Source organism: Empedobacter sp. UBA7252, assembly GCF_002472765.1.
GTDB lineage: Bacteria > Bacteroidota > Bacteroidia > Flavobacteriales > Weeksellaceae > Empedobacter > Empedobacter falsenii_B.
This window is the reverse complement of record NZ_DKSQ01000076.1, coordinates 21510-41790: the sequence shown is the minus strand read 5'-3', so window position 1 is coordinate 41790 and position 20281 is coordinate 21510. Positions and strand designations below refer to the sequence as shown.

The window sequence follows — 20281 nt, the reverse complement described above, 5'->3', positions numbered from 1 at the left end:
TAACAAAAAAGCGCATACTTGTCGCTTCTTCTATTTTATTATTCAATGTATTGTCGTATTTTCGCCACCTATTATAGAAATAACATTAAAATAAAACAATGGCAGTTTTAGGAGAAATTCGTAAAAAAACTTGGCTGATCTTCGTGGTAATCGGAGTTGCAATGTTAGCTTTCGTTGCAGGAGATTTATTCGGAGAGAATTCAAAAATAAAACAATTATTTACTGGAGATCCGTCTGTAGTTGGTACAGTGAACGGAGAACCTATTGGTATTGCAGAATATCAGAGTGCGTACGATCAAACACAAAAGATGTACGAAAATCAAGGTCAAACTGCAACTCCAAATCAAATTGCTCAACAAACTTGGAACAGCTTAGTTAGTCAGAAAGTGTTGAAACAACATGCTGAAAAATTAGGTTTAAAAGTTTCTGATGATGAATTTTGGAGCTATACAGCTCAAAACTTCGGAATGGCATCTGGTGCAGAAGCACAACAACAGATTGCTCAATTAGAAGCGAATGCGGCATCAAGCCCAGAAACGCAACAACAATATAGAGGTTGGTTGCAAACTGCTGAACAAATAAAATTACAGATTTTATCTCAAAAATATTTTGGTTATGTAATGGCTGGTACAGCGGTTACAAGTAAAGAAGCGGATATTCAACAAGGATACAATATTTCGAATGCAAATATTCAGTATGCATTTGTAGATTACGCAACTTTGGCTAAAAAATTAAATGTAAAAGTAACAGACGAAGAAATTTCTGCTTACGAAGCGAAATATCCAAAATTGTTCAAAGCAGAAGGTTTAGTAAAATTAAGCTACACTTATTTCCCTGCTGGAGCTTCGACTGCTGATGACGCTGTTGCTTTAGCAAACATCAAAAAGTATTTGTCAACTCAAATTGTTCATGACGAAGTAAACAATGTTACAGATACAATTGCAGCATTTGGTTCTGCAAAAAGTGATTCGGTTTATGTGACTCAAAATTCTGAGAAACCATTTATTCCAAATTATTTTACAAAAGCAGAATTGGAACAAGCTCAATTAGGACCAGAAGCAACAAACTTCTTGAAAACTGCTACAGTTGGACAAATTGGTGGACCTTTCAAAATTGGAAATACATACCAATTATACAAACTTTCGAAATCGAAAGAAGTAAAAGATTCTGTAAAATCTAGTCACATCTTAGTTTCTTATACAGGAAGCGCTGCTGGAAACGGAGTAAAACGTACAAAAGACGAAGCAAAAAAATTAGCTGAACAAATTTTAGCTGAGGTAAAAGCTAATCCAGCTTCTTTTGGAGAAGTTGCTTCAACAAAATCGGATGATAAATCATCTGCTGTACAAAAAGGAAGCATTGGTTGGGTTGGAAAAAACAATCAATTAGATCAAACTTACAACGGATTTATTTTTACAAAACCAGTTGGTACAGTTGATTTGGTAGAATCTCAATTTGGGTTTCATATCATCAAAGTTGATGACGCGAAAAACAAAACAGCTTATCAAGTTGCAAATATTGTAAAAACAATTGAGCCTTCTAAAGCGACAACAGAAAAAGCATTTACAAATGCAAGAACGTATGTTCAGAATGTTGAAGGAAAATCATTGAATGATTTCAAAAATACTGCGAAAAAAGGTGGTTATTTAAATAATACAACAGAAGGAATTGAGCGTTATGCTGCGATTGGTCAAGATATTCCAAACGATCAGGACGGAGATATCTTAAAATGGGCTTTTGACAAGAAAACAGATAAAGGAGCAACAAACTTGTTTACATCTTCTACAGGAGATTACATTGTTGTTCATTTAGTTGAAAAATTTGACAAAGGTTTAGCACATCCAAGTGTTGTTCGTCAATATGTAGAGCCAGTTTTGATGCACGAAAAAGTTGCTAAATTGGTTGATGAGCAAGTTGCAAACGGTGGATTGAATGCTTTTGCATCTAAATTCGGAGCGAAAAAAGGAAATGCTACGGTTAACTTCTCTAATTCTAATTTAACTGGAATTGGTTTAGAACCTAAAGTTGTAGGAGCTGCGTTTGGTGTAAAACCAAATCAATCTTCTAAGGCGATTGCAGGAAATGCTGGAGTTTTCTACATTATTCCTTCAAACCAACAAATTCAAAAGAATCAAAAAGGTTCAATGATTTTGGATAATTTAAACCGTCAATTACAAGGTAAATTTCAACAAACATTGTTACAATCATTGATTCAAGCTGCTGATGTGGTTGATAACCGCGATAGAGCTTTACGTTAAGATTTAAAAAATTTCTTTTTATAAAAAAAACTCCCAAGTTGTATAGTTTGGGAGTTTTTGTTTATGGAAATAATTATTTATTCTTTTTCAATTTCTGATAAAAAAGATTGAACGAAATCCATTTTATCTTTAGTTGTTATGATTTTGAAGAAAATAATATCGCGATCATCATTGTCTTTAGAAATTTCAATTTTATGATAAGATTCGGGTTCCGATAATTCAAACCATATATCTTTATCAAAATTAGTTTGAAAAAGATTATATTTTATTAAATCTAAATCCTTTTGAAAATAAAATTCTTGTATAAGGAGTTTGATAAATTCACTAAAATAAGTTGAATATATCCAAAAATTATTTTCTTCCATATTTTTTAATAAATTAACTTACCTATCAAACTCATTCGGATATTCGCCTTTCACGATTTCAATTTTCGCTTCTACAGCTTTTTGTAAATCTTCTTGATATTTGATTAATCTTTCTTGTAAAGTAGGATTAGTCGCACCTAAAATACGCGCTGCCAAAATCCCTGCATTCTTCGCCGCATTCACTGCAACTGTAGCAACTGGAATACCATTTGGCATTTGTAAAATAGATAAAATAGAATCCCAACCGTCAATAGAATTTGACGATTTAATAGGAACACCAACAACAGGAAGAGGCGTAATAGATGCAACCATTCCTGGTAAATGCGCAGCACCTCCTGCACCAGCAATAATAACATTTATTCCACGTTCGTGCGCTGTTTTTGCATAATCAAACATACGTTTTGGCGTACGATGCGCCGAAACAATTGTCAATTCGAAAGGGATATTTAATTCTGTTAATAGATCAGCAGCTTGTTTCATGATAGGCAAATCGCTATCACTTCCCATTATAATTCCTACCATAGTTGTTACTTTTTTGCCACGACTTTAACCGTTGCATTAACTTGTTTTATGTTTTGTTTTAATTGTTCTAAATCATCATTCACCAATGTAACGTGTCCCATTTTTCGACCTGGTTTTGTGATAGTTTTTGCGTACCAATGCAAAAATGTTCCTGGAATCGTCAATAATTCTTCAATATTTTCGATTTCTGCTTGTCCAGTTTGTCCTTCAGCACCAATTAAGTTAACCATAGCAGAAGTAGTAAACAATTTTGTAGAACCAAGTGGTAATTGCATTAACGTTCTTAACATTTGATCGAATTGTGATGAATAAGCAGCTTCAATTGTTGAATGTCCAGAATTGTGAACACGAGAAGCGGTTTCGTTTACCCAAATCGATTGATCTTTGTTCAAGAATAATTCAACTGCGAAAACTCCTGGAGATTTCAATGCTTTTACAACATCACGCGCAATTTGTTCCGCTCGATCAGTGATTTCTTTCGAAAGTGTAGAAGGCATCAATAAATAATCTAATAAATTATATTCTTCGTTGATGACAAATTCTACGGTTGGATAGGTGACAATATTTCCTAAATGATCGGCAACCGTAACAACCGCAATTTCACGATCTAAATCGGCGGGCGTTTCGAAAATTGAAGGAGATTGAAGCATTTTATCCAAATCAGCTTCAGATTTTAAGAATTGTACACCTTTTCCATCATAACCATCTTTTCGAGATTTTTGAAAAATCGGATAATTGATATCTTGTTTTGATTTTAAATCTTCCCAATTATCTAATCCAAAATAAGGCGCAGTCGGAATATTATTATTGACATAAAATTCTTTTTGAATTCCTTTGTCTTGAATAATAGCTAAAGCTTCAGGATCTGGAACAATGCGTTTTCCGATTGATTTTAGATAACGTAATGCTTCAACATTTACGTGTTCAATTTCAATCCCGATTGCATCTAAATCTTTTCCAAATGCAACAACCGTTTCATAATCTTTGAAATCGCCTTGTACAAAATGATGCGCATGTGGCCCGCAAGGTGCATCAGCAGCTGGATCTAAAATACTAATCTCGCAAGGATATTGCAATGCATTTTGCAAAAACATATACCCCAATTGTCCTCCTCCTAAAATTCCGATTTTTATCATATTGCGAAGTTAATGAATAATATAATTTCTATTTTTACGAGAACAAAAAAAGTATTGACGAGATGTTAACAAAATGGAGCAGAGTTTTATTCTTTGTATTTTTAGGAATTTATTTAACAAGTAAAAGTTTTTATCAATATTTCGTCTTCGATATGTTGGCACAATATTCTATTTATGCGTTGATTATTGCCTTTTTCTTGTGTATGATTTACAATTATTCGATTCGTAAAGAAGAAAAGAAAAATATTTTATGGTTGATTCCTTTGGTTGCGATTCCAATTATTACGTACAAAAACATAGGGAATTTCTATTTTGGAGAAAATGCAAAAGGAGAAAAATCGAATTTTAAAATTACGTCAATCAATATTTTTTCTCAAAATGAAGAGTTTCAACACTTGAAAAAATATTTAAGTAAAGATAAAAGTGATGTAATTGTTTTACAAGAATTAACGCCTGCTTGGCAAAAACATGTAGAGTTTATCCGAAAAGAATATCCATATTATAAAGAAGAGGTGAGAAGTAACAATTTTGGAATTGCGATTTATTCTAAAATTCCATTCTCTAAAGTATCAACAAAAAATTATATTGATGAAATGCATCCTTCTATTTTAGCGGAAATTATTGTAGACGCTAAACCATTAAGCATTTTGGTAACGCATCCTGTTCCGCCTTTACCAAATCAGGCGCGTTTTGAAAGACGAAATAAACAATACGAATTGATGAAGCAGGAAATTGATGCTTTACCGAATGAAAATATCATTTTAGTTGGAGATTTGAATTCAACAGTTTATTCACCGAATTTCAAATTGGTGCAATCAGATAAAATGAAAGATGCGCGCTCTGGTTTTGGATTGAATAATTCTTGGAATGCTTTTATTCCAATTTTCCGTACAAATATTGACCAATGTTGGGTTTCAAAGAAAATAAAAGTGACCAATTTTTATCGTGGAGATGACATAAAATCAGATCATTTTCCGATTGTTGCAGAACTGAAAATAGATTAAGAATTTGGGTTAATTTTTAAATTTCAAAAAAAAGATTACCTTTGAAGTTCAATCGAAAGGGGTGCTTCTTTAAGAGGCTGAGATTATACCCAAAGAACCTGGGCAGGTAATGCTGCTAAGGGAACTGGTACTTCACCAAATTACATTCGCGCGTAAATTATAAAAGTGTAAGATGGCTCCTTTCATAATATTTTTTAAAATTAATTATGAAAAGGTCGATTTTTTTATTGTCATTTTTTGGTGCATCTATTCTTTATGCACAAGAAAAAGATTCTATTCAAAAAGAAGAAATTCAATTAGGAGAAGTTTCAATTGTCGAAAAACTTCCGATTACAGTTGAAAAGGTAACTGATAAAATGTTACAAAAGAAGAATTTGGGACAAGATGTTCCAACTTTGTTAAATTCTGCTACGTCTGTTTCTATAACTTCCGATACAGGAACAGGAATTGGTTATTCGTCTATCAAAATTCGTGGACTTAATGAACAATCAATCAACGTTACATTAAATGGAATTCCGCTTAATAATCCTGAGTCTCAAGGTGTTTTTTGGGTGAATATGCCAGACTTGGCTTCATCTACAAGCTCTATGATAATTCAGAGAGGAGTTGGAACTTCATCAAACGGAATGGCTTCTTTTGGAGCAAGTGTTAATATCGAATCTCAAAATCCGTCTACCGTTCCTTTTGCAGAAGCAAATGTTTCTTTCGGAAATTATAAAACGCAAAAATATACAGTTCAGGCTGGTACGGGAAAAATACTAAATAATAAGTTGAGTATTGATGGACGTTTTTCTAAGATAAATTCGGATGGATATGTAGACAGATCTTGGTCAGATTTAATCTCTTATGATTTTACTGCCTTATATGAATTGAATGAAAAAACAAAGTTTAGATTTCAGAATATGTTTGGAAAAGAACAAACGTATCAGGCATGGAGTGGTGTAGATGCTGAAACTTTAAAAAAAGATAGAACATATAATTTTGAAGGAGAAATTTTAGACGAAAATGGAAAAGTTGAAGGTTTTTATAAAAATCACACCGATAATTACCGTCAAAATCATTATTTTCTTTCGTGGTTACAAGATTTTGGGAATAATTGGAAATCAAATTTAACACTTCATTACACAAAAGGTAAAGGTTATTACGAGAGCTATAAAAATAATCGCAGTTTGAAACGTTATAAATTGGATTATTTAACTTCAGAAAAAAGAAATTTAATTAATCGTGAATATCTTGATAATGATTTTTATGGTTTTAATCTTGAAGTTGAAAATCAACGTCTAAATGATTTTAAAGTATTTTTCGGATTATCTGCAAACGAATATGATGGCGATCATTATGGAAATGTCTTATGGGTAAAAGGCACAGATTTTAAGGATAAAGATTTCAAATATTACAACAATCGTTCTGTGAAAAAGCAATTGGCTGCTTATGCAAAAGTATTGTATCAATTGAATAAATTTGAATTGTTTGGTGATTTGCAATACCGTTATGTTGAATATGATGCGAAATATTTGCCAAATGGGAAAAATGATGAGGAAGATTTCAGACCATTTTCGGATACATTCAATTTTGTGAATCCAAAAGCTGGAATAAATTTTAAAATCAATTCTTCAAATGTATTGTATGCTTCTTATGGTATTTCACATCGTGAGCCTTTGAGAAATGATTATGTAGATTCTAAATCTAAACCAAAAGAAGAATTTCTACAAGATTATGAATTTGGTTATAGAAAAGTAGGACAACTTTCTTTGAATGCAAATTTGTATTATATGGACTACCAGAATCAGTTGGTTGCAACAGGAGAGTTAAATGAAGTAGGTGCAAGAAAGCGTGTTAACTCTGGAAATAGCTATAGAAGAGGAATAGAGTTGGATGCGAATTATAAAGTTATTCCGAATCACTTGAATATTTTTGGAAATTTAACTTTAAGTCAAAATAGAAATATAAATTACGAAGAGGAGGTTTGGGATGAAAAAGGAATTTCTTCTATAAAAAATTATGGAAAAACAAAAATTTCGCTTTCACCAGATGTGATTTCTGCTTTCGGTTTTGAAGCTGTTCCTTTCAAAAATGTATTGATTAATTTGACGAATAAGTATGTTGGTGAACAATATTTATCAAATACAGAACCAGCAGATGGTAAATTAGATAGTTATTTGGTTTCGGATCTTTTGATTCGATATTCGACAAAAGTAAAAGGAATTAAAAACCTTGAATTTTCGTTCTTGATTAATAACTTATTTGATGTAGAATACGAATCAAACGGTTATTATTATGGAGGAGGATATTATTTTCCACAAGCCGGAATTAATGTTTTGGGCGGAGTTGGAATTCGTTTATAAAAAGCTAAAAGCTCGAGAACTTCTCGAGTTTTTTTTATTCTTCAATATAATCAAGAGGAATATGCCAAATTTCGGTTTTATTTTTTTCTCGAAAGAAATCCAAATGTCCAATTTCATCCAATCCATATTCTTTAGGAATGATATTCAAACGTTTTTTCCTCACATTTTTCAAAACTAATTCAGCAAATAAATCTACAGATTTTGGCGTTGCCATAAAATCATCATCCAAACTAATGATTAAAACAGGTTTTGTAATCTCATCATATAAATTCTGTGTTTCATCTGCATAACCTAAAATCGAAGTTTCATTCAGAATTAACTTTCGCCAATCTTTCGCAATTCCGATTGGAACTGGTTAACCCATTCCAACCTTTTGAGAAGGAAAAAATCCGTAAAAAGCAGATAAAATAGGAATTGCAATACGAAAAAAGAAATTTACTTTTGGTTTATCTTTTTGATGAAAATTTTTGATATAACCATATTGAGAACCAATTGTTACAATTTTATCATAAACTTTGTAAGCGCGTGTCAAACCAATCATAATTCCACCGATACTATGACCAATTAAAAATTTTTCGTGATTGGGATAAAATTCTTCGATATATTGTGTCAAACCTAAAAAATCTTTGTCGGCCCAATCTGTAAAATGCACTTTAAAATCTTTTAACTTTTTGGGTTTAGAATCGCTGATTCCGCGATAATCAAACGAAAAAACCAAATATCCCTTATTAGCTAAATACGTTGCACATTTGGCATAAAAAGTTTGTTTAACACCAATTGCAGACGAAATGACAATGATTTTTTTGGTTGCGTTGTTTTCGCCAAAAGAGGTTACGGCAATTGGATATTTGTCGGAAGTTTCTAGTATGAATTTTTTCATTCTTTTTATTTGATAAGGTAAAAAATATACCTTTACAAGGTAAATCAATCTTATGAAAAAAATTATTTTAATTCTATTAATCTTATTCTCTTCAAAAATGTTTTCTCAACAATTAAAACCTGATAATGTGATTGGTTTTTGGAAATTACAAGAATCGGGCTTTTATGAAAATGGCAAAAAAGTGTCTAAAGAATTTGATGATTGTCGGTTAATGAGAAATTATACAATTTGGGATAATGGATATGCTATTTATAACTATGTAGAAGGAAGTAATGGCAATTGTTTTCCTAGTGAGCCTCGATTAACATTGTGGCGAATTGTTGATAATAGAATTCAATTTTACATTGATGATTATATTTTTGAGGATAGAATTGTGAAAATTAATCAAGATAAAACGATAACTTTTGAAACATATATTGATAAAAAAATTGTAGATTCTGATAAGAAATTTGAGAAAATAGCAAATACAATCAGTTATGATATTTTACGTAAACAATAAATAAAGAAAATAAGTTTTCAGGTTTATTTTTTATATTCACTTTACGTCATTCAAAATCTTTATTTTTACCACATAATTATTGAACCGAATGAAAAATATATTCAGCCTATTTTTAGCATCAATTTTATTGCTTTCAGTTTTTTCGTGCAAAGAAGACGATTCGTTGGCAATATCGCAAGATCAATTGTTGCGATCTGGAAAATGGCAATTGAAAGAAATTAGAAAAACGAAAGGGAATATAACGGAAACAGACAAGTTGTTGGCTTGTGAGCGACAGTCTACATTAGATTTTTCGGATGTTACGAATTATAATTCTAACATGTATAAAACCGAAAAAGGAAATTGTGTACAAGAACAAACGATAGGAACGTATGTGTATAATACGTCTAAAACAAAACGTTTGTTAACGATGTCTCTGAATGATACAACGTACAATTATTATGTGAAGCAGTTAGATCCAAAATATTTGATTTTGCAAGATACGTTGAGTAAAGTAGATACGATAAAGCTTCGTTTGCAAGTTTTTGAAATTGTAAAATAATAATGAAAATACCTTCAATCTTGGAAGGTATTTTTTATTCGAACATTTTTCGTGTAATAAAATCTTTGTCTAAACTCCAAGCGCGTGCAGGAGAATATTCACGTCCATAATAAATGATTTGAATATGTAATTTATTCCACAATTCTTTTGGAAATATTTTCTTCGCATCCTTTTCTGTTTCTCCAACATTTTTCCCTTTTGTCAATTTCCATAATTTCATCAAACGATGAATATGTGTGTCGACAGGAAAAGCTGGATGACCAAACCATTGTGACATCACAACCGAAGCAGTTTTGTGTCCAACGCCAGGTAATTCTTCTAATTCATCAAAACCTTCTGGAACTTCTCCATCGTATTTTTCGATTAAAATTTCGGATAATCGTTTGATGTTTTTGGCTTTTGTATTTGATAAACCAATTTCGCGGATATAATATTTTATTTCATCTACTTCTAATAACGACATTGCTTTTGCATTAGCAGCTTTCGCAAATAATTCGGGTGTTACTTGATTCACTTTTTTATCTGTTGTTTGGGCAGATAATAAAACGGCAATCAATAATGTAAAAGCATCTTGATGATCTAATGGAATAGGTGGAACTGGATATAATTTTTCCAATTCATCAATCACAAATTGGACGCGTTCTTTCTTTAACATCATAAGTTCTGAGACTTTTTGTGTAAAAATAATGAAACATCTTTAATTATGCTTTATGTATTACGAAATGCGAAGTTCGCTATTAGAAAATTGAAGTTCGAATATTTTTCGTAAGTTTTTAAATAACAGCTTTTCCTTTTTTTACCTTCATTTTAAAAAGTAAAGTTTAAGCGACTTATTTTGGCGTTATATAACATTACATTTGTAGTATAAATAAAAGATTAATTAGTTAAATCAGTTACGATTCAAGATTTAATCATTATTTTTACGAGAAGTTCTAAAGACAAATCAAGATGTTAAAAATAGGAGATAAAGTTCCAGATTTTAAAGGAATTGATCAAGATGGAAACGAAGTTTCGTACCATGATTTTGCAGGAAAAAAATTAGTCGTTTTCTTTTATCCAAAAGCAAGTACGCCTGGTTGTACAGCAGAAGCATGTGATTTGCGCGATAACGAAAATGCGTTGAAAGCTCAAGGTTATCATTTGGTTGGAATAAGTGCAGATTCTGTGAAAAGACAAAAGAATTTTGCAGAGAAAAACAATTTACTTTTTCCTTTGCTTGCAGACGAAAATCACGAAATTTTGAATGCTTTCGGCGTTTGGGGACCAAAGAAATTTATGGGACGCGAATTTGATGGAATTCATCGTACAACTTTCATCATTGATGAAAAAGGAGTGATTACAGATGTAATCGAAAAAGTGAAAACAAAAGAACACGCAAAACAAATTTTAGAAAAATAAAAAATAATATAATGAGCGATTTAGACAATAAAAAGAAAGCGTTACAGCTAATCTTAGATAAGATGGACAAAGCTTACGGGAAAGGAACTGTAATGCGTATGGGAGATTCGGCTGTTGATGATAAAATAGAAGTAATTCCTTCTGGATCTTTGGGATTAGATTTAGCGTTAGGAGTAGGAGGTTATCCTCGCGGACGTGTTATAGAAATCTACGGACCTGAATCTTCAGGTAAAACAACATTAACGTTACACGCTATTGCTGAAGCGCAAAAAGCTGGTGGTATCGCTGCTTTTATTGATGCTGAGCATGCATTTGACCGTTATTATGCAGCGAAATTGGGTGTTGATGTAGAAAACTTAATTATTTCTCAACCAGATAATGGTGAGCAAGCATTAGAAATTGCAGATAACTTAATTCGTTCGGGAGCGATAGATATTATCGTAATTGATTCTGTTGCGGCACTTACTCCAAAAGCGGAGATTGAAGGTGAAATGGGAGATTCTCGTATGGGATTACAAGCGCGTTTGATGTCTCAAGCTTTACGTAAATTGACAGGTACAATTAATAAAACGAAATGTACAGCGATTTTCATTAATCAATTACGTGAAAAGATTGGGGTAATGTTTGGAAATCCAGAAACAACAACTGGTGGTAACGCCTTAAAATTCTACGCATCTGTACGTTTGGATATCCGTCGTTCAACTCAAATCAAAAATGGAGATGAGGTAATCGGAAATCATTCGAAAGTAAAAGTGGTTAAAAATAAAGTTGCTCCTCCATTCCGTCAAGCAGAATTTGATATTATGTATGGTGAAGGAATTTCTAAAGTTGGAGAAATTTTGGATATGGGTGTTGAGAAAGGAATTGTAAACAAATCTGGTTCTTGGTATTCATACAATGATAGCAAATTAGGACAAGGTCGCGATGCTGTAAAAGAAGTATTGAAAGATAATCCTGAATTGGCAGAAGAAATTGAAGCTAAAATTGTCGCATTAATCAAAGGTGAGCCAGTAGATGGAAAACCATCAGTTGATAATCCAGCTGACGAAGCAGAATTATTTGCTGAAGATTAATTCGAAAGAATTTTTATATAATGATAAAAACCTCTCAATTTTGAGAGGTTTTTTTGTTATTTTGTATAATTAATAAAAAAGGCGTCCTCATCTCCAAATGAAATTCTTAAACTATTTTTTGTTAATATTTCGATATTTTCTATTTCAGTATCATTAGTGTTATTTTCTGTTAAGGTAATTCGTTTGTTTTTTAAACTCCATTTTCCTTCAGACGGGCTATGATAACAAGGGTCATTTCCTCCTCCTTCATAAAAATCATTATAATAAGTAAAATTTTTATTAAAAGTTATACTTGTTTTAGAATCACATTCATTGTATTCTTCAATTATTTCTTTTCCATTCAAATAATATCCAGAGTTTTTAATCTGCCATTTACCAATTAATAATTCTTCATGCGATTCTACATTAGAATCATCATCGTTATTACAAGATGCGAAAAATGTAGTCGCTGAAAGTGTAGCAAATAATAATAGTTTTTTCATAAGTTATTTTTTTGATTGGCAATAATATGAAAAATGATATTAATTAAACGTTTTTAAGTATTTATAATAAAAAAAACACTTCTGTAGAAGTGGTTTGTCATGTTGAATTTATTTCAACATTGTATACTGTTTATGATGAGAATCTGAAACGAGTTCAGAATATTCATATTTATTATTTAAATAGTAAAACTTTTAATAATAAAAAAAGACAATCAAATTGATTATCTTTTTTGCTCCTCCTCTTGGGCTCGAACCAAGGACCCTCTGATTAACAGTCAGATGCTCTAACCAACTGAGCTAAGGAGGAAAATCCGATATTTTAAAATTTTATTTTTAAGTCTTTGTTTGACATTTCACTAAAAAAGCTCCTCCTCTTGGGCTCGAACCAAGGACCCTCTGATTAACAGTCAGATGCTCTAACCAACTGAGCTAAGGAGGAATGTTGCTTAATTGTGGGTGCAAATATAGAAGTATTTTTTACACCCACAAAAAATATTTTAAATTTTATTTAAAAATCATATTCACAATATCGTTTCCGAAGATGAATACCATTAATCCTAAGATAATTACAACGCCAACCATTTGTGCTTTTTCTAAAACTTTTTCACTTGGTTTTTTACCTGTGATCATTTCATAGATGGCAAAAACAGCATGTCCACCGTCCAAACCTGGAATTGGTAATAAGTTAATAAATGCTAACCAAGCAGAAATCATTGCCGTAAATGACCAGAAAAATAACCAGTTCCATTCTTTTGGCATTTGTTTTACCATTCCAATTGGTCCAGCAACTTGCTTACGACCGTCTTTTACTTGGAACAATGTCCCAATTCCACGAACTTGCGTTGCAATCGCTTCAAATGGCTCTACAATTCCTTTTGCGATTCCTTCACCAATTGTATAATCTTCCTTAGAAATTAATGAATCTAAATATGCTGTTGATCTTAGGAATCCAATGCTTCCATCTTTATCTACATTTACCATCAACTCTACAGGCTCGCCTTTTCTTTCAACACTTAAAGAAACTGTTTTTCCTTTGTATTCTTTTAATTTATTTGTTAAATCTGAAAATAGAGGTGTTGTGAAACCATCAATAGCAATTACTTTATCATCTTTTAATAAACCTGCTTTTTGTGCTGCACTATTCTCAACAACAGAATCCACAACGGTTGGCATTTGAGGAATAAAGAAAGCGCCTTTAGCGTTTAAAATTTCAGTTCTGAAATCTTCTGTAATTGGTAAAGAAACTTCTTTTCCTTGACGTTTTACATCTAAAGTTTCACCACCCAACAAGGCTTCTTTTCCTATTTCATTTAATGCTTGATATTTAACACCATTTACACCAACTGGAATATCACCTTTTTGCAAGCCGAATTTAGTTTGCGTTGCATTCGCTTCGATTCCATATTGCATTTTGTTTACATCAACAAAGCTTTTTCCTTGAGAAATGAATAAAATAGTATAAATAATCATCGCTAAAATGATATTTACAATAATACCTCCTAACATGATGATTAATCGTTGCCAAGCTGGTTTTACACGGAATTCCCACGGTTTTGGCTCTTGTTTCATTTGTTCCAAATCCATGCTTTCGTCAATCATTCCCGAAAGTTTTACGTATCCTCCAAGAGGCAACCAACCGATACCGTAAACAGTATCACCAATTTTCTTTTTCCAAATGGCAAATTTCACATCGAAAAAACAAAAGAAACGTTCAACACGAACGCCAAACCATCGCGCTGTTACATAATGTCCTAGTTCGTGCAACATTACTAAAAGCATCAAACTAAGCATTAAGGTAGCTATCTGTATTAACATATTGTTTTAAATTTATTTATGTTCTAATTTTATTAAACGATTACAAAATTAATCGAATTTATTTATCAAAGCGGTTTATTTTTTCCATTCTAAGGTTTCTAACAATTTTTTTACATCTTTTTTGATGTAATCAACTGCTGGAGCTAAAGAATCGGGTTTTGGTTGAGTTTTGAAATAAACCGAACCTGCTAAAAAATTCTTTACACTATCCGTCGCATGAAACTGAATATTAATCGCTGATTCTCCTCCTAATTCATACATAGTACCAAAAACCTTTTTTTCTGGAAAAGAAAATTCTTGTGGCGAGATAAAACTGGCTTTAACCGTCTGTTCTTGCACAAAACTCTCACTTTCTTTTATTTGAACGATTAAATCTTGTGGAGACTGAACTGGAAAATATGTCAGGTAAATTGTCGCTTTCATTCGTGGATAAACAATATTGAAAGAGTTTGGTTTTTTGCCCACTACGACCTTTCCAAAGTTTGAATATTGGAAAGTATAAGGTACATTTTCTTTGAAAGACAGATAAGTTTGTTGCGGATATTCGAGGCGAACTTGTCCTAAAGGTTTGGCAACTTCCTCGCTTTTATTGCACGACACAAAAAAAATAGCACTACTACATAATGCTATTATAGTTTTAAAATTCATTGTATAACGTAAAACGTTAAATTTTGTAAAATTCATTTAATTTTTTAATTTCTAAAAAGGCAAATCGTCTTCTCCTTCATCTATAAAAGGTGGCTCGACAACTGTTGTGTTTTGTTGACTTTGCTGAACTTTGTTCTGATCATTTTGCATGGCTTGACGTTGTTCATTGTCAATTTTTGGTGTCAAAAACTCGATTGAATTTGCTACGATCTCTGTTGTATAACGCGTTTGTCCGTTATCGTCCCATTTGCGTGTTTTGATGCGTCCTTCAACAAAAACTTTATCTCCTTTTTTCAGATAACGATCACATAATTCTGCCAATTTATTGCGTGTCACAATATTGTGCCATTCTGTTTCTGTAATTCGTTCTCCTGTTCTCGAAATGTAAGATTCTGTCGTTGCAATAGGAAATCGTCCAATACAATTTTGTTCATCGAAATGATGCAATTTTACATCATCACCCAAATTTCCGATCAAAAGTACTTTATTCGTTGTTCCATTCATAGTTGTAATAGGTTTTTAGTGGCTTGTTACTTACAAAGTTAATCCAAATAATGTTTATTTATAAATTTTTCTATTGGTTTTGGCAGCGGATAATGTTCGAGATCATTTAAAGCAATCATTTCAAAATCATTTTCGGCTTTCAAATTTGTTATATCTATTAAAGATACATTTAATTTCCAATATTTTATAAATAAATTTTGATGCGACAAAATATGTTTCTCCTCTTCGATAAAAGTTAGATTATTTTCAAGATTTTGATCTAAAATCCAACCTTTATCCAACAAGTCAGTTTCGGTTTCTATTTTTGGAAAAGTGAATAAATTTTTCCAAACATCATTTCCAATTCGTTTAGACAAGGCAATTTTATCTTCATTTTCGATGAGAATAAAATGTAAAAAACGATTCGAAACTTTTGTCTTTTTCAATTTTATAGGCAATTCGTTGACTTTATTTAATCGAAGCGCTTCACAAGACTCATTAAGTGGACAAATTTCACACTTTGGCTGTTTTGGTGTACAAATTGTTGCACCCAAATCCATTACCGCCTGATTAAAATCACCTGGACGTTTTTTATCAATGATTTCTAAACCCAAATCCCAGAAAATCTTCTTTGTTTTTGGCGAACTTATATCATCTGTAATATTAAAATATCGCGCAAAAACTCGAAACATATTTCCGTCTACAGCAGGTACATTTTCATTATATACAATAGATGCAATTGCAGCTGCAGTGTAATCTCCTACGCCTTTTAGCTTTTTTAAATCTTTGAAATTATTCGGAAATTGTCCATTTAACTCATCAGCAATCGTCTTTGCTGTGAAGTGTAAATTTCTGGCACGGGAATAATAACCCAGTCCTTGCCAGAGTTTTAGGACTTTTTGTTCGTCGGCATTTGCCAAATCGAAAATAGTCTCAAATTCTTGTATGAAATTATTGTAAAATTTCATACCTTGGTCAACCCTTGTTTGTTGGAGAATAATTTCCGACAACCAAATGTGAAATGGGTCTTTTGTATGACGCCAAGGTAAATCTCGTTTATTTTTGTCAAAATATGACAAAATCAGATAGTTGAAGTTCATAAAAACTGAAAAAATCTTTTTTTGTTGGGATACTATCGTTATATTTGCACCCGCTTTCAAATTTAAGAATAATAAGAGGAATTATGACAAAGGCAGAAATAGTAAATAACATTTCAGGTAAATTAGGACTTGAAAAGAGCGATACTCAAAGAGTGGTAGAATCGTTTATGGAGGAGGTGATTAAATCATTAGTAGAAGGAGAAAATGTATACTTAAGAGGATTTGGTTCTTTTACTATTAAAACTAGAGCTGAAAAAACAGGTAGAAACATTACAAAAGGTACTTCTATCATTATCCCAGCACACAACGTTCCTACATTTAAACCAGCTAAGACTTTCATCGAAGATGTAAAGACTAGCGAAGCAAACGTAATCAAATAACAATAAAATAATTGTATCATGCCAAGCGGAAAAAAACGTAAAAGACATAAGGTAGCGACGCACAAACGCAAAAAACGTCGTCGTCTTAACAGACACAAAAAGAAAAAATAATTAGTAGCTAAGCTATTAATAATTTAGTCTTTTTACAAGATAGCACTTTTCAATGGAAATTTTGGAAAGTGCTTTTATCATTTTTAAAAACATAATTTTTTGATGAGTAAAGAATTAGTGATTTCAGCCTTAGCTGATCAAGTACGCATCGCAGTTTTAGATGAAGGTCGCTTGATGGAATTTCATCAAGATACTGCAAATGATGGCTTTGCAGTTGGCGACATTTACTTGGGTAAAATCAAAAAATTAGCTCCTAGTTTAAATGCAACCTTTGTTGACATTGGTTATTCGAAAGATGCATTTTTACATTATCATGACTTAGGTCCACAAATACGTTCGTCAAATGCGTACAACAAAATTGTAGCATATGGCACGTACAAAACCGAAAAATTGAAGAACTTCCGTATGGAAGAACCGATTGACAAAGATGGACAAATTACAGAAATCTTTGCTCCAGGTGATTCCGTTTTGGTTCAAATTACAAAAGAACCAATTCATACGAAAGGACCAAGAATTACTTCTGAAATTTCAATTGCTGGTCGATATTTAGTTTTAGTTCCATTTTCGGAACGTGTTTCGATTTCGCAAAAAATCAAACAAAAACCAGAACGCGATCGTTTAATCAAAATTTTAGAAGGTTTAACACCAGAAGGCTTCGGAGTTATTATCAGAACAGTTGCCGAAGAGAAGAATGCAGAAGAATTACAAGCAGATTTGGCTTATTTGTTAAACAAATGGTCTCAAATCTTCAAAAATCTTCAAAAAAAGAAAGCGCCAGCTAAAATTCTTAGCGAAATGGACAGAGCTTCTTCTATTTTGAGAGATAATTTTAATGATGATTTTATTAAAATTTCTGTTGATGATGATGAATTAGCTGACGAAATGCGCGAATATTTGGAAGTTATTGCACCAGATAAAATTAATTTGGTAAAAGAATACGACGATCCATTTGTTCCAATTTTTGAGAAGTTTAATGTCGAAAGACAAATTAAACAAGCTTTTGGTAAAACGGTAACTATTCCACAATCTAAAGGTGCATATCTTGTGATTGAACATACAGAAGCGTTACACGTAATTGATGTGAATTCGGGAAATATTTCTCGTAATTCTAAAAATCAGGAAGATTCAGCTTTTGCCGTAAACAAAATTGCTGCTTCTGAAATTGCACGTCAGTTGCGATTACGTGATATGGGAGGAATTGTTGTGGTCGATTTTATTGACATGACGGATGTAGAACATAAAAAAGAATTGTTCGAGCATCTGAGAGCTGAAATGGCGAAAGATAAAGCAAAACATAAGATTTTGCCACCAAGTAAATTTGGATTGATTCAGATTACAAGACAACGTGTTCGCCCAGAGGTGAATTTTGTTACAACTGAAGAAAATCCTAACCAAGAATCGAATGAAGTTGAAGCACCTATCGTTACAATTGATAAAATTGAACAAGTGCTCTTGAATATCCTTGATAGAAAAGATAAGGATTTACGAAAAATGTCGTTGCACGTGCATCCTTTCGTAGCTGCTTATTTACAACATGGATTGCCAAGCATTCAGATGAAATGGTTTTTTAAGCATAAAAAGTGGATTAAGATTGTACCAAGAGATGCGTACAAATACTTACAATTTAATTTCTTGGACAAAGATCATAATACACTTTACAACGAATCAAATTAAGAAAAACCTCGCAATTGCGAGGTTTTTTGTTTTATATTCGTTACACAACAAAATACTATGAAAAAAATATTCCGAATTCTTCTCAAAACTTTAGAAGCTTTAGTTTTACTAATTGTGGTGTATTTACTTGCAGTAGTTTTGCTGCCATTAATTCCAGTAAACAAACAAAAAGAGAAGTCTAATGATCAAATCACAGCGTATATTTTGACAAATGGCGTACATACGGATATTGTGGTTCCAGTAAAATCTGAAGCGATTGATTGGTCGACTTTTGTACCTTTCTTGGATACAAAATCGAAAAAAGAATACAAATATATTGCCTTTGGTTGGGGTGATAAAGGTTTCTATTTGGATACACCGGAATGGAAAGATCTTAAATTCTCTACAGCTTTCAACGCTGCGTTTTGGTTAGGAGATTCGGCGATGCATACTACTTTTTATGATAATATGACGATAGATGACAATTGTAAAAAAGTTGATTTGAGTGTAGAAGAGTATCAAAAATTAATTGTTTACATCAAGCAATCATTTGATTTGGATCTAAATAACAAAGTCGAATTAATAAAAACAGATGCTGTTTATGGAGATAGTGATTCGTTTTACGAAGCAAAAGGAAGTTATAGTTTATTTTTTACGTGTAATACGTGGGCTGCAAGCGCGTTAAAAGCAGCAAATAAAGAAGCCCCCTTGTGGACGGCAACACAACAAGGAATTTTTCGTCATTATGAATAATTTTTTTAAATTATTTCTGATTCATTTTCAAAGAGTTGTCTATTAATGCGACTTGTAGAACGAAAAAAAATACTTTTAAGATTTGGAAGTAATAAAATTTGCTCTATATTTGCAACACAATATCGATAACGATACTCCTCCTTAGCTCAGTTGGTTAGAGCATCTGACTGTTAATCAGAGGGTCCTTGGTTCGAGCCCAAGAGGAGGAGCAAAAAAGACAATCAATTTGATTGTCTTTTTTTATTTCACAAATATTTAACATTTCCTCACACAACCATTCACCTAACTTTTGCATCTTACTAATAGAAAAACAAATAAAATCAGATTAGTATGAAATTTAGAAAAGTATTTAGCGTTTTAGCATTATTAATGGTTATGGTAACATTCGCACAAAAAAATATGAAAATAGATTATTCAATGTATCCAAAAGCAAAAGATGGATATGAACAGAAAATTATCACTTTAAAACCACAAGCCAATGAAGAAAACTATTTAGTTGAAATATTTGCTGGGAAAAAAACAAAGGTTGATTCTTGTAATCAATTTTTCTTAAGTGGAAATTTTGATCAAAAAACTGTTGATGGTTGGGGTTATGATTATTTTAATTTCGAAACTGATGGAAATATATCAGGAACTTTAATGGGATGTTTTGACAATAAATCTGTCGAAAAAATTGTACATGCTCAATCTTTGCAGACGAGTTACAATAGCAAATTACCAATCGTAGTTTACGTACCAAAAGGCTATACTTTAGAATATAGAATTTGGAAAGCAGATGAAAAACTTAACATAGTTAAGTAATATTTATAGTTGTTAATTGAAAAAGCTCGAGAAA

Annotated in this window: 22 protein-coding genes and 3 tRNA genes; 12 read left to right on the top strand and 13 right to left on the bottom strand. The window is 32.0% G+C overall.

Annotated elements, in window-relative coordinates:
* Positions 1-98 precede the first annotated feature (98 nt).
* Entirely contained in the window at positions 99-2258 is a 2160-nt protein-coding gene (locus tag B2X73_RS10815) for a SurA N-terminal domain-containing protein (RefSeq protein ID WP_291096410.1), read from the top strand.
* 77 nt (positions 2259-2335) lie between these two features.
* Here B2X73_RS10815 and B2X73_RS10810 read toward each other — a convergent pair whose 3' ends face one another.
* From B2X73_RS10810 to B2X73_RS10800, 3 genes are read right to left on the bottom strand one after another with little or no spacing between them, the layout of a single operon-like run.
* Complete coding sequence (locus tag B2X73_RS10810) at positions 2336-2623, bottom strand: hypothetical protein (protein WP_286495443.1); 288 nt, start codon at positions 2621-2623, stop codon at positions 2336-2338.
* An 18-nt stretch (positions 2624-2641) separates the two neighbouring features.
* Positions 2642-3145, bottom strand: a complete 504-nt coding sequence (gene purE, locus B2X73_RS10805; RefSeq protein WP_286495442.1) for a 5-(carboxyamino)imidazole ribonucleotide mutase — start codon at positions 3143-3145, stop codon at positions 2642-2644.
* A 5-nt stretch (positions 3146-3150) separates the two neighbouring features.
* Positions 3151-4281, bottom strand: coding sequence for a 5-(carboxyamino)imidazole ribonucleotide synthase (locus B2X73_RS10800; protein WP_286495441.1), 1131 nt, complete (start codon positions 4279-4281; stop codon positions 3151-3153).
* 62 nt (positions 4282-4343) lie between these two features.
* Between B2X73_RS10800 and B2X73_RS10795 the strand changes: the two genes are divergently transcribed.
* Positions 4344-5285, top strand: a complete 942-nt coding sequence (locus B2X73_RS10795; RefSeq protein WP_286495440.1) for an endonuclease/exonuclease/phosphatase family protein — start codon at positions 4344-4346, stop codon at positions 5283-5285.
* 206 nt (positions 5286-5491) lie between these two features.
* Complete coding sequence (locus B2X73_RS10790) at positions 5492-7630, top strand: TonB-dependent receptor (protein WP_286495439.1); 2139 nt, start codon at positions 5492-5494, stop codon at positions 7628-7630.
* A gap of 34 nt (positions 7631-7664) precedes the next feature.
* Here the strand turns inward: B2X73_RS10790 and B2X73_RS10785 are convergent, their stop codons facing one another.
* Both B2X73_RS10785 and B2X73_RS10780 read right to left on the bottom strand, forming a co-directional pair.
* Positions 7665-7844, bottom strand: a complete 180-nt coding sequence (locus tag B2X73_RS10785) for a hypothetical protein (RefSeq protein ID WP_291078493.1) — start codon at positions 7842-7844, stop codon at positions 7665-7667.
* A 141-nt stretch (positions 7845-7985) separates the two neighbouring features.
* Positions 7986-8510: an alpha/beta fold hydrolase gene (locus tag B2X73_RS10780; protein WP_291078491.1), complete on the bottom strand. Its 525-nt coding sequence runs from the start codon at positions 8508-8510 to the stop codon at positions 7986-7988.
* A gap of 52 nt (positions 8511-8562) precedes the next feature.
* On the opposite strand from B2X73_RS10780, the gene B2X73_RS10775 reads away from it, so the two are divergent.
* Positions 8563-9009 carry a lipocalin family protein gene (locus B2X73_RS10775; protein WP_221855703.1) on the top strand — a complete coding sequence of 149 codons (447 nt, stop codon included), beginning with the start codon at positions 8563-8565 and terminating at the stop codon, positions 9007-9009.
* Positions 9010-9097: 88 nt separating this feature from the next.
* On the top strand, positions 9098-9550 hold the full coding sequence (locus B2X73_RS10770; protein WP_286496161.1) for a lipocalin family protein: 453 nt from the start codon (positions 9098-9100) through the stop codon (positions 9548-9550).
* Between the two features lie 34 nt (positions 9551-9584).
* Here B2X73_RS10770 and nth read toward each other — a convergent pair whose 3' ends face one another.
* Positions 9585-10205 carry an endonuclease III gene (gene nth, locus B2X73_RS10765; protein ID WP_286496167.1) on the bottom strand — a complete coding sequence of 207 codons (621 nt, stop codon included), beginning with the start codon at positions 10203-10205 and terminating at the stop codon, positions 9585-9587.
* Between the two features lie 287 nt (positions 10206-10492).
* Between nth and bcp the strand changes: the two genes are divergently transcribed.
* Positions 10493-10948 (top strand): thioredoxin-dependent thiol peroxidase, encoded by a 456-nt coding sequence (bcp, locus tag B2X73_RS10760; protein ID WP_286496165.1) that lies wholly within the window; start codon positions 10493-10495, stop codon positions 10946-10948.
* 11 nt (positions 10949-10959) lie between these two features.
* Complete coding sequence (gene recA / locus B2X73_RS10755; protein ID WP_038333157.1) at positions 10960-12021, top strand: recombinase RecA; 1062 nt, start codon at positions 10960-10962, stop codon at positions 12019-12021.
* A gap of 56 nt (positions 12022-12077) precedes the next feature.
* On the opposite strand, the gene B2X73_RS10750 is transcribed toward recA, so the two are convergent.
* The 7 genes from B2X73_RS10750 to mutY all read right to left on the bottom strand — a co-directional run bounded on the left by B2X73_RS10750 (position 12078) and on the right by mutY (position 16528).
* The gene (locus B2X73_RS10750) at positions 12078-12503 is read right to left on the bottom strand and encodes a lipocalin family protein (protein WP_286496160.1); all 426 of its coding nucleotides are present in this window, start codon (positions 12501-12503) and stop codon (positions 12078-12080) included.
* Positions 12504-12736: 233 nt separating this feature from the next.
* Positions 12737-12810 (bottom strand) — tRNA-Asn (locus tag B2X73_RS10745).
* Positions 12811-12868: 58 nt separating this feature from the next.
* Positions 12869-12942: transfer RNA gene (locus B2X73_RS10740), tRNA-Asn, on the bottom strand.
* Positions 12943-13007: 65 nt separating this feature from the next.
* On the bottom strand, positions 13008-14318 hold the full coding sequence (gene rseP, locus B2X73_RS10735; RefSeq protein WP_221854425.1) for an RIP metalloprotease RseP: 1311 nt from the start codon (positions 14316-14318) through the stop codon (positions 13008-13010).
* 75 nt (positions 14319-14393) lie between these two features.
* Positions 14394-15002, bottom strand: a complete 609-nt coding sequence (locus B2X73_RS10730) for a gliding motility lipoprotein GldD (protein WP_260391997.1) — start codon at positions 15000-15002, stop codon at positions 14394-14396.
* A 15-nt stretch (positions 15003-15017) separates the two neighbouring features.
* Positions 15018-15470 (bottom strand): single-stranded DNA-binding protein, encoded by a 453-nt coding sequence (locus tag B2X73_RS10725; protein WP_038334855.1) that lies wholly within the window; start codon positions 15468-15470, stop codon positions 15018-15020.
* A 38-nt stretch (positions 15471-15508) separates the two neighbouring features.
* Positions 15509-16528, bottom strand: a complete 1020-nt coding sequence (gene mutY, locus B2X73_RS10720) for an A/G-specific adenine glycosylase (RefSeq protein ID WP_291046325.1) — start codon at positions 16526-16528, stop codon at positions 15509-15511.
* Positions 16529-16632: 104 nt separating this feature from the next.
* On the opposite strand from mutY, the gene B2X73_RS10715 reads away from it, so the two are divergent.
* From B2X73_RS10715 to B2X73_RS10695, 5 genes are all read left to right on the top strand, one after another.
* Complete coding sequence (locus B2X73_RS10715; RefSeq protein ID WP_019975652.1) at positions 16633-16929, top strand: HU family DNA-binding protein; 297 nt, start codon at positions 16633-16635, stop codon at positions 16927-16929.
* A 213-nt stretch (positions 16930-17142) separates the two neighbouring features.
* Positions 17143-18714: an Rne/Rng family ribonuclease gene (locus tag B2X73_RS10710; RefSeq protein WP_291078042.1), complete on the top strand. Its 1572-nt coding sequence runs from the start codon at positions 17143-17145 to the stop codon at positions 18712-18714.
* Between the two features lie 57 nt (positions 18715-18771).
* Positions 18772-19446 carry a TIGR02117 family protein gene (locus B2X73_RS10705; RefSeq protein ID WP_291096407.1) on the top strand — a complete coding sequence of 225 codons (675 nt, stop codon included), beginning with the start codon at positions 18772-18774 and terminating at the stop codon, positions 19444-19446.
* A 135-nt stretch (positions 19447-19581) separates the two neighbouring features.
* Positions 19582-19655: transfer RNA gene (locus B2X73_RS10700), tRNA-Asn, on the top strand.
* A 121-nt stretch (positions 19656-19776) separates the two neighbouring features.
* Positions 19777-20247, top strand: coding sequence for an ecotin family protein (locus B2X73_RS10695; RefSeq protein WP_291096405.1), 471 nt, complete (start codon positions 19777-19779; stop codon positions 20245-20247).
* The last annotated feature ends 34 nt before the right edge of the window (positions 20248-20281 follow it).

What these genes read in the sequence shown, in the direction of transcription:
- rseP (WP_221854425.1), bottom strand. Translation starts at nt 14,318, where the DNA reads ATGTTAATACAGATAGCTACCTTAATGCTTAGTTTGATGCTTTTAGTA.
- B2X73_RS10715 (WP_019975652.1), top strand. Translation starts at nt 16,633, where the DNA reads ATGACAAAGGCAGAAATAGTAAATAACATTTCAGGTAAATTAGGACTT.
- B2X73_RS10810 (WP_286495443.1), bottom strand. Translation starts at nt 2,623, where the DNA reads ATGGAAGAAAATAATTTTTGGATATATTCAACTTATTTTAGTGAATTT.
- purE (WP_286495442.1), bottom strand. Translation starts at nt 3,145, where the DNA reads ATGGTAGGAATTATAATGGGAAGTGATAGCGATTTGCCTATCATGAAA.
- nth (WP_286496167.1), bottom strand. Translation starts at nt 10,205, where the DNA reads ATGTTAAAGAAAGAACGCGTCCAATTTGTGATTGATGAATTGGAAAAA.
- B2X73_RS10780 (WP_291078491.1), bottom strand. Translation starts at nt 8,510, where the DNA reads ATGAAAAAATTCATACTAGAAACTTCCGACAAATATCCAATTGCCGTA.
- B2X73_RS10775 (WP_221855703.1), top strand. Translation starts at nt 8,563, where the DNA reads ATGAAAAAAATTATTTTAATTCTATTAATCTTATTCTCTTCAAAAATG.
- B2X73_RS10770 (WP_286496161.1), top strand. Translation starts at nt 9,098, where the DNA reads ATGAAAAATATATTCAGCCTATTTTTAGCATCAATTTTATTGCTTTCA.
- B2X73_RS10795 (WP_286495440.1), top strand. Translation starts at nt 4,344, where the DNA reads ATGTTAACAAAATGGAGCAGAGTTTTATTCTTTGTATTTTTAGGAATT.
- B2X73_RS10750 (WP_286496160.1), bottom strand. Translation starts at nt 12,503, where the DNA reads ATGAAAAAACTATTATTATTTGCTACACTTTCAGCGACTACATTTTTC.
- B2X73_RS10695 (WP_291096405.1), top strand. Translation starts at nt 19,777, where the DNA reads ATGAAATTTAGAAAAGTATTTAGCGTTTTAGCATTATTAATGGTTATG.
- B2X73_RS10785 (WP_291078493.1), bottom strand. Translation starts at nt 7,844, where the DNA reads ATGGCAACGCCAAAATCTGTAGATTTATTTGCTGAATTAGTTTTGAAA.
- B2X73_RS10705 (WP_291096407.1), top strand. Translation starts at nt 18,772, where the DNA reads ATGAAAAAAATATTCCGAATTCTTCTCAAAACTTTAGAAGCTTTAGTT.
- B2X73_RS10790 (WP_286495439.1), top strand. Translation starts at nt 5,492, where the DNA reads ATGAAAAGGTCGATTTTTTTATTGTCATTTTTTGGTGCATCTATTCTT.
- B2X73_RS10800 (WP_286495441.1), bottom strand. Translation starts at nt 4,281, where the DNA reads ATGATAAAAATCGGAATTTTAGGAGGAGGACAATTGGGGTATATGTTT.
- recA (WP_038333157.1), top strand. Translation starts at nt 10,960, where the DNA reads ATGAGCGATTTAGACAATAAAAAGAAAGCGTTACAGCTAATCTTAGAT.
- B2X73_RS10710 (WP_291078042.1), top strand. Translation starts at nt 17,143, where the DNA reads ATGAGTAAAGAATTAGTGATTTCAGCCTTAGCTGATCAAGTACGCATC.
- B2X73_RS10815 (WP_291096410.1), top strand. Translation starts at nt 99, where the DNA reads ATGGCAGTTTTAGGAGAAATTCGTAAAAAAACTTGGCTGATCTTCGTG.
- B2X73_RS10730 (WP_260391997.1), bottom strand. Translation starts at nt 15,002, where the DNA reads ATGAATTTTACAAAATTTAACGTTTTACGTTATACAATGAATTTTAAA.
- B2X73_RS10725 (WP_038334855.1), bottom strand. Translation starts at nt 15,470, where the DNA reads ATGAATGGAACAACGAATAAAGTACTTTTGATCGGAAATTTGGGTGAT.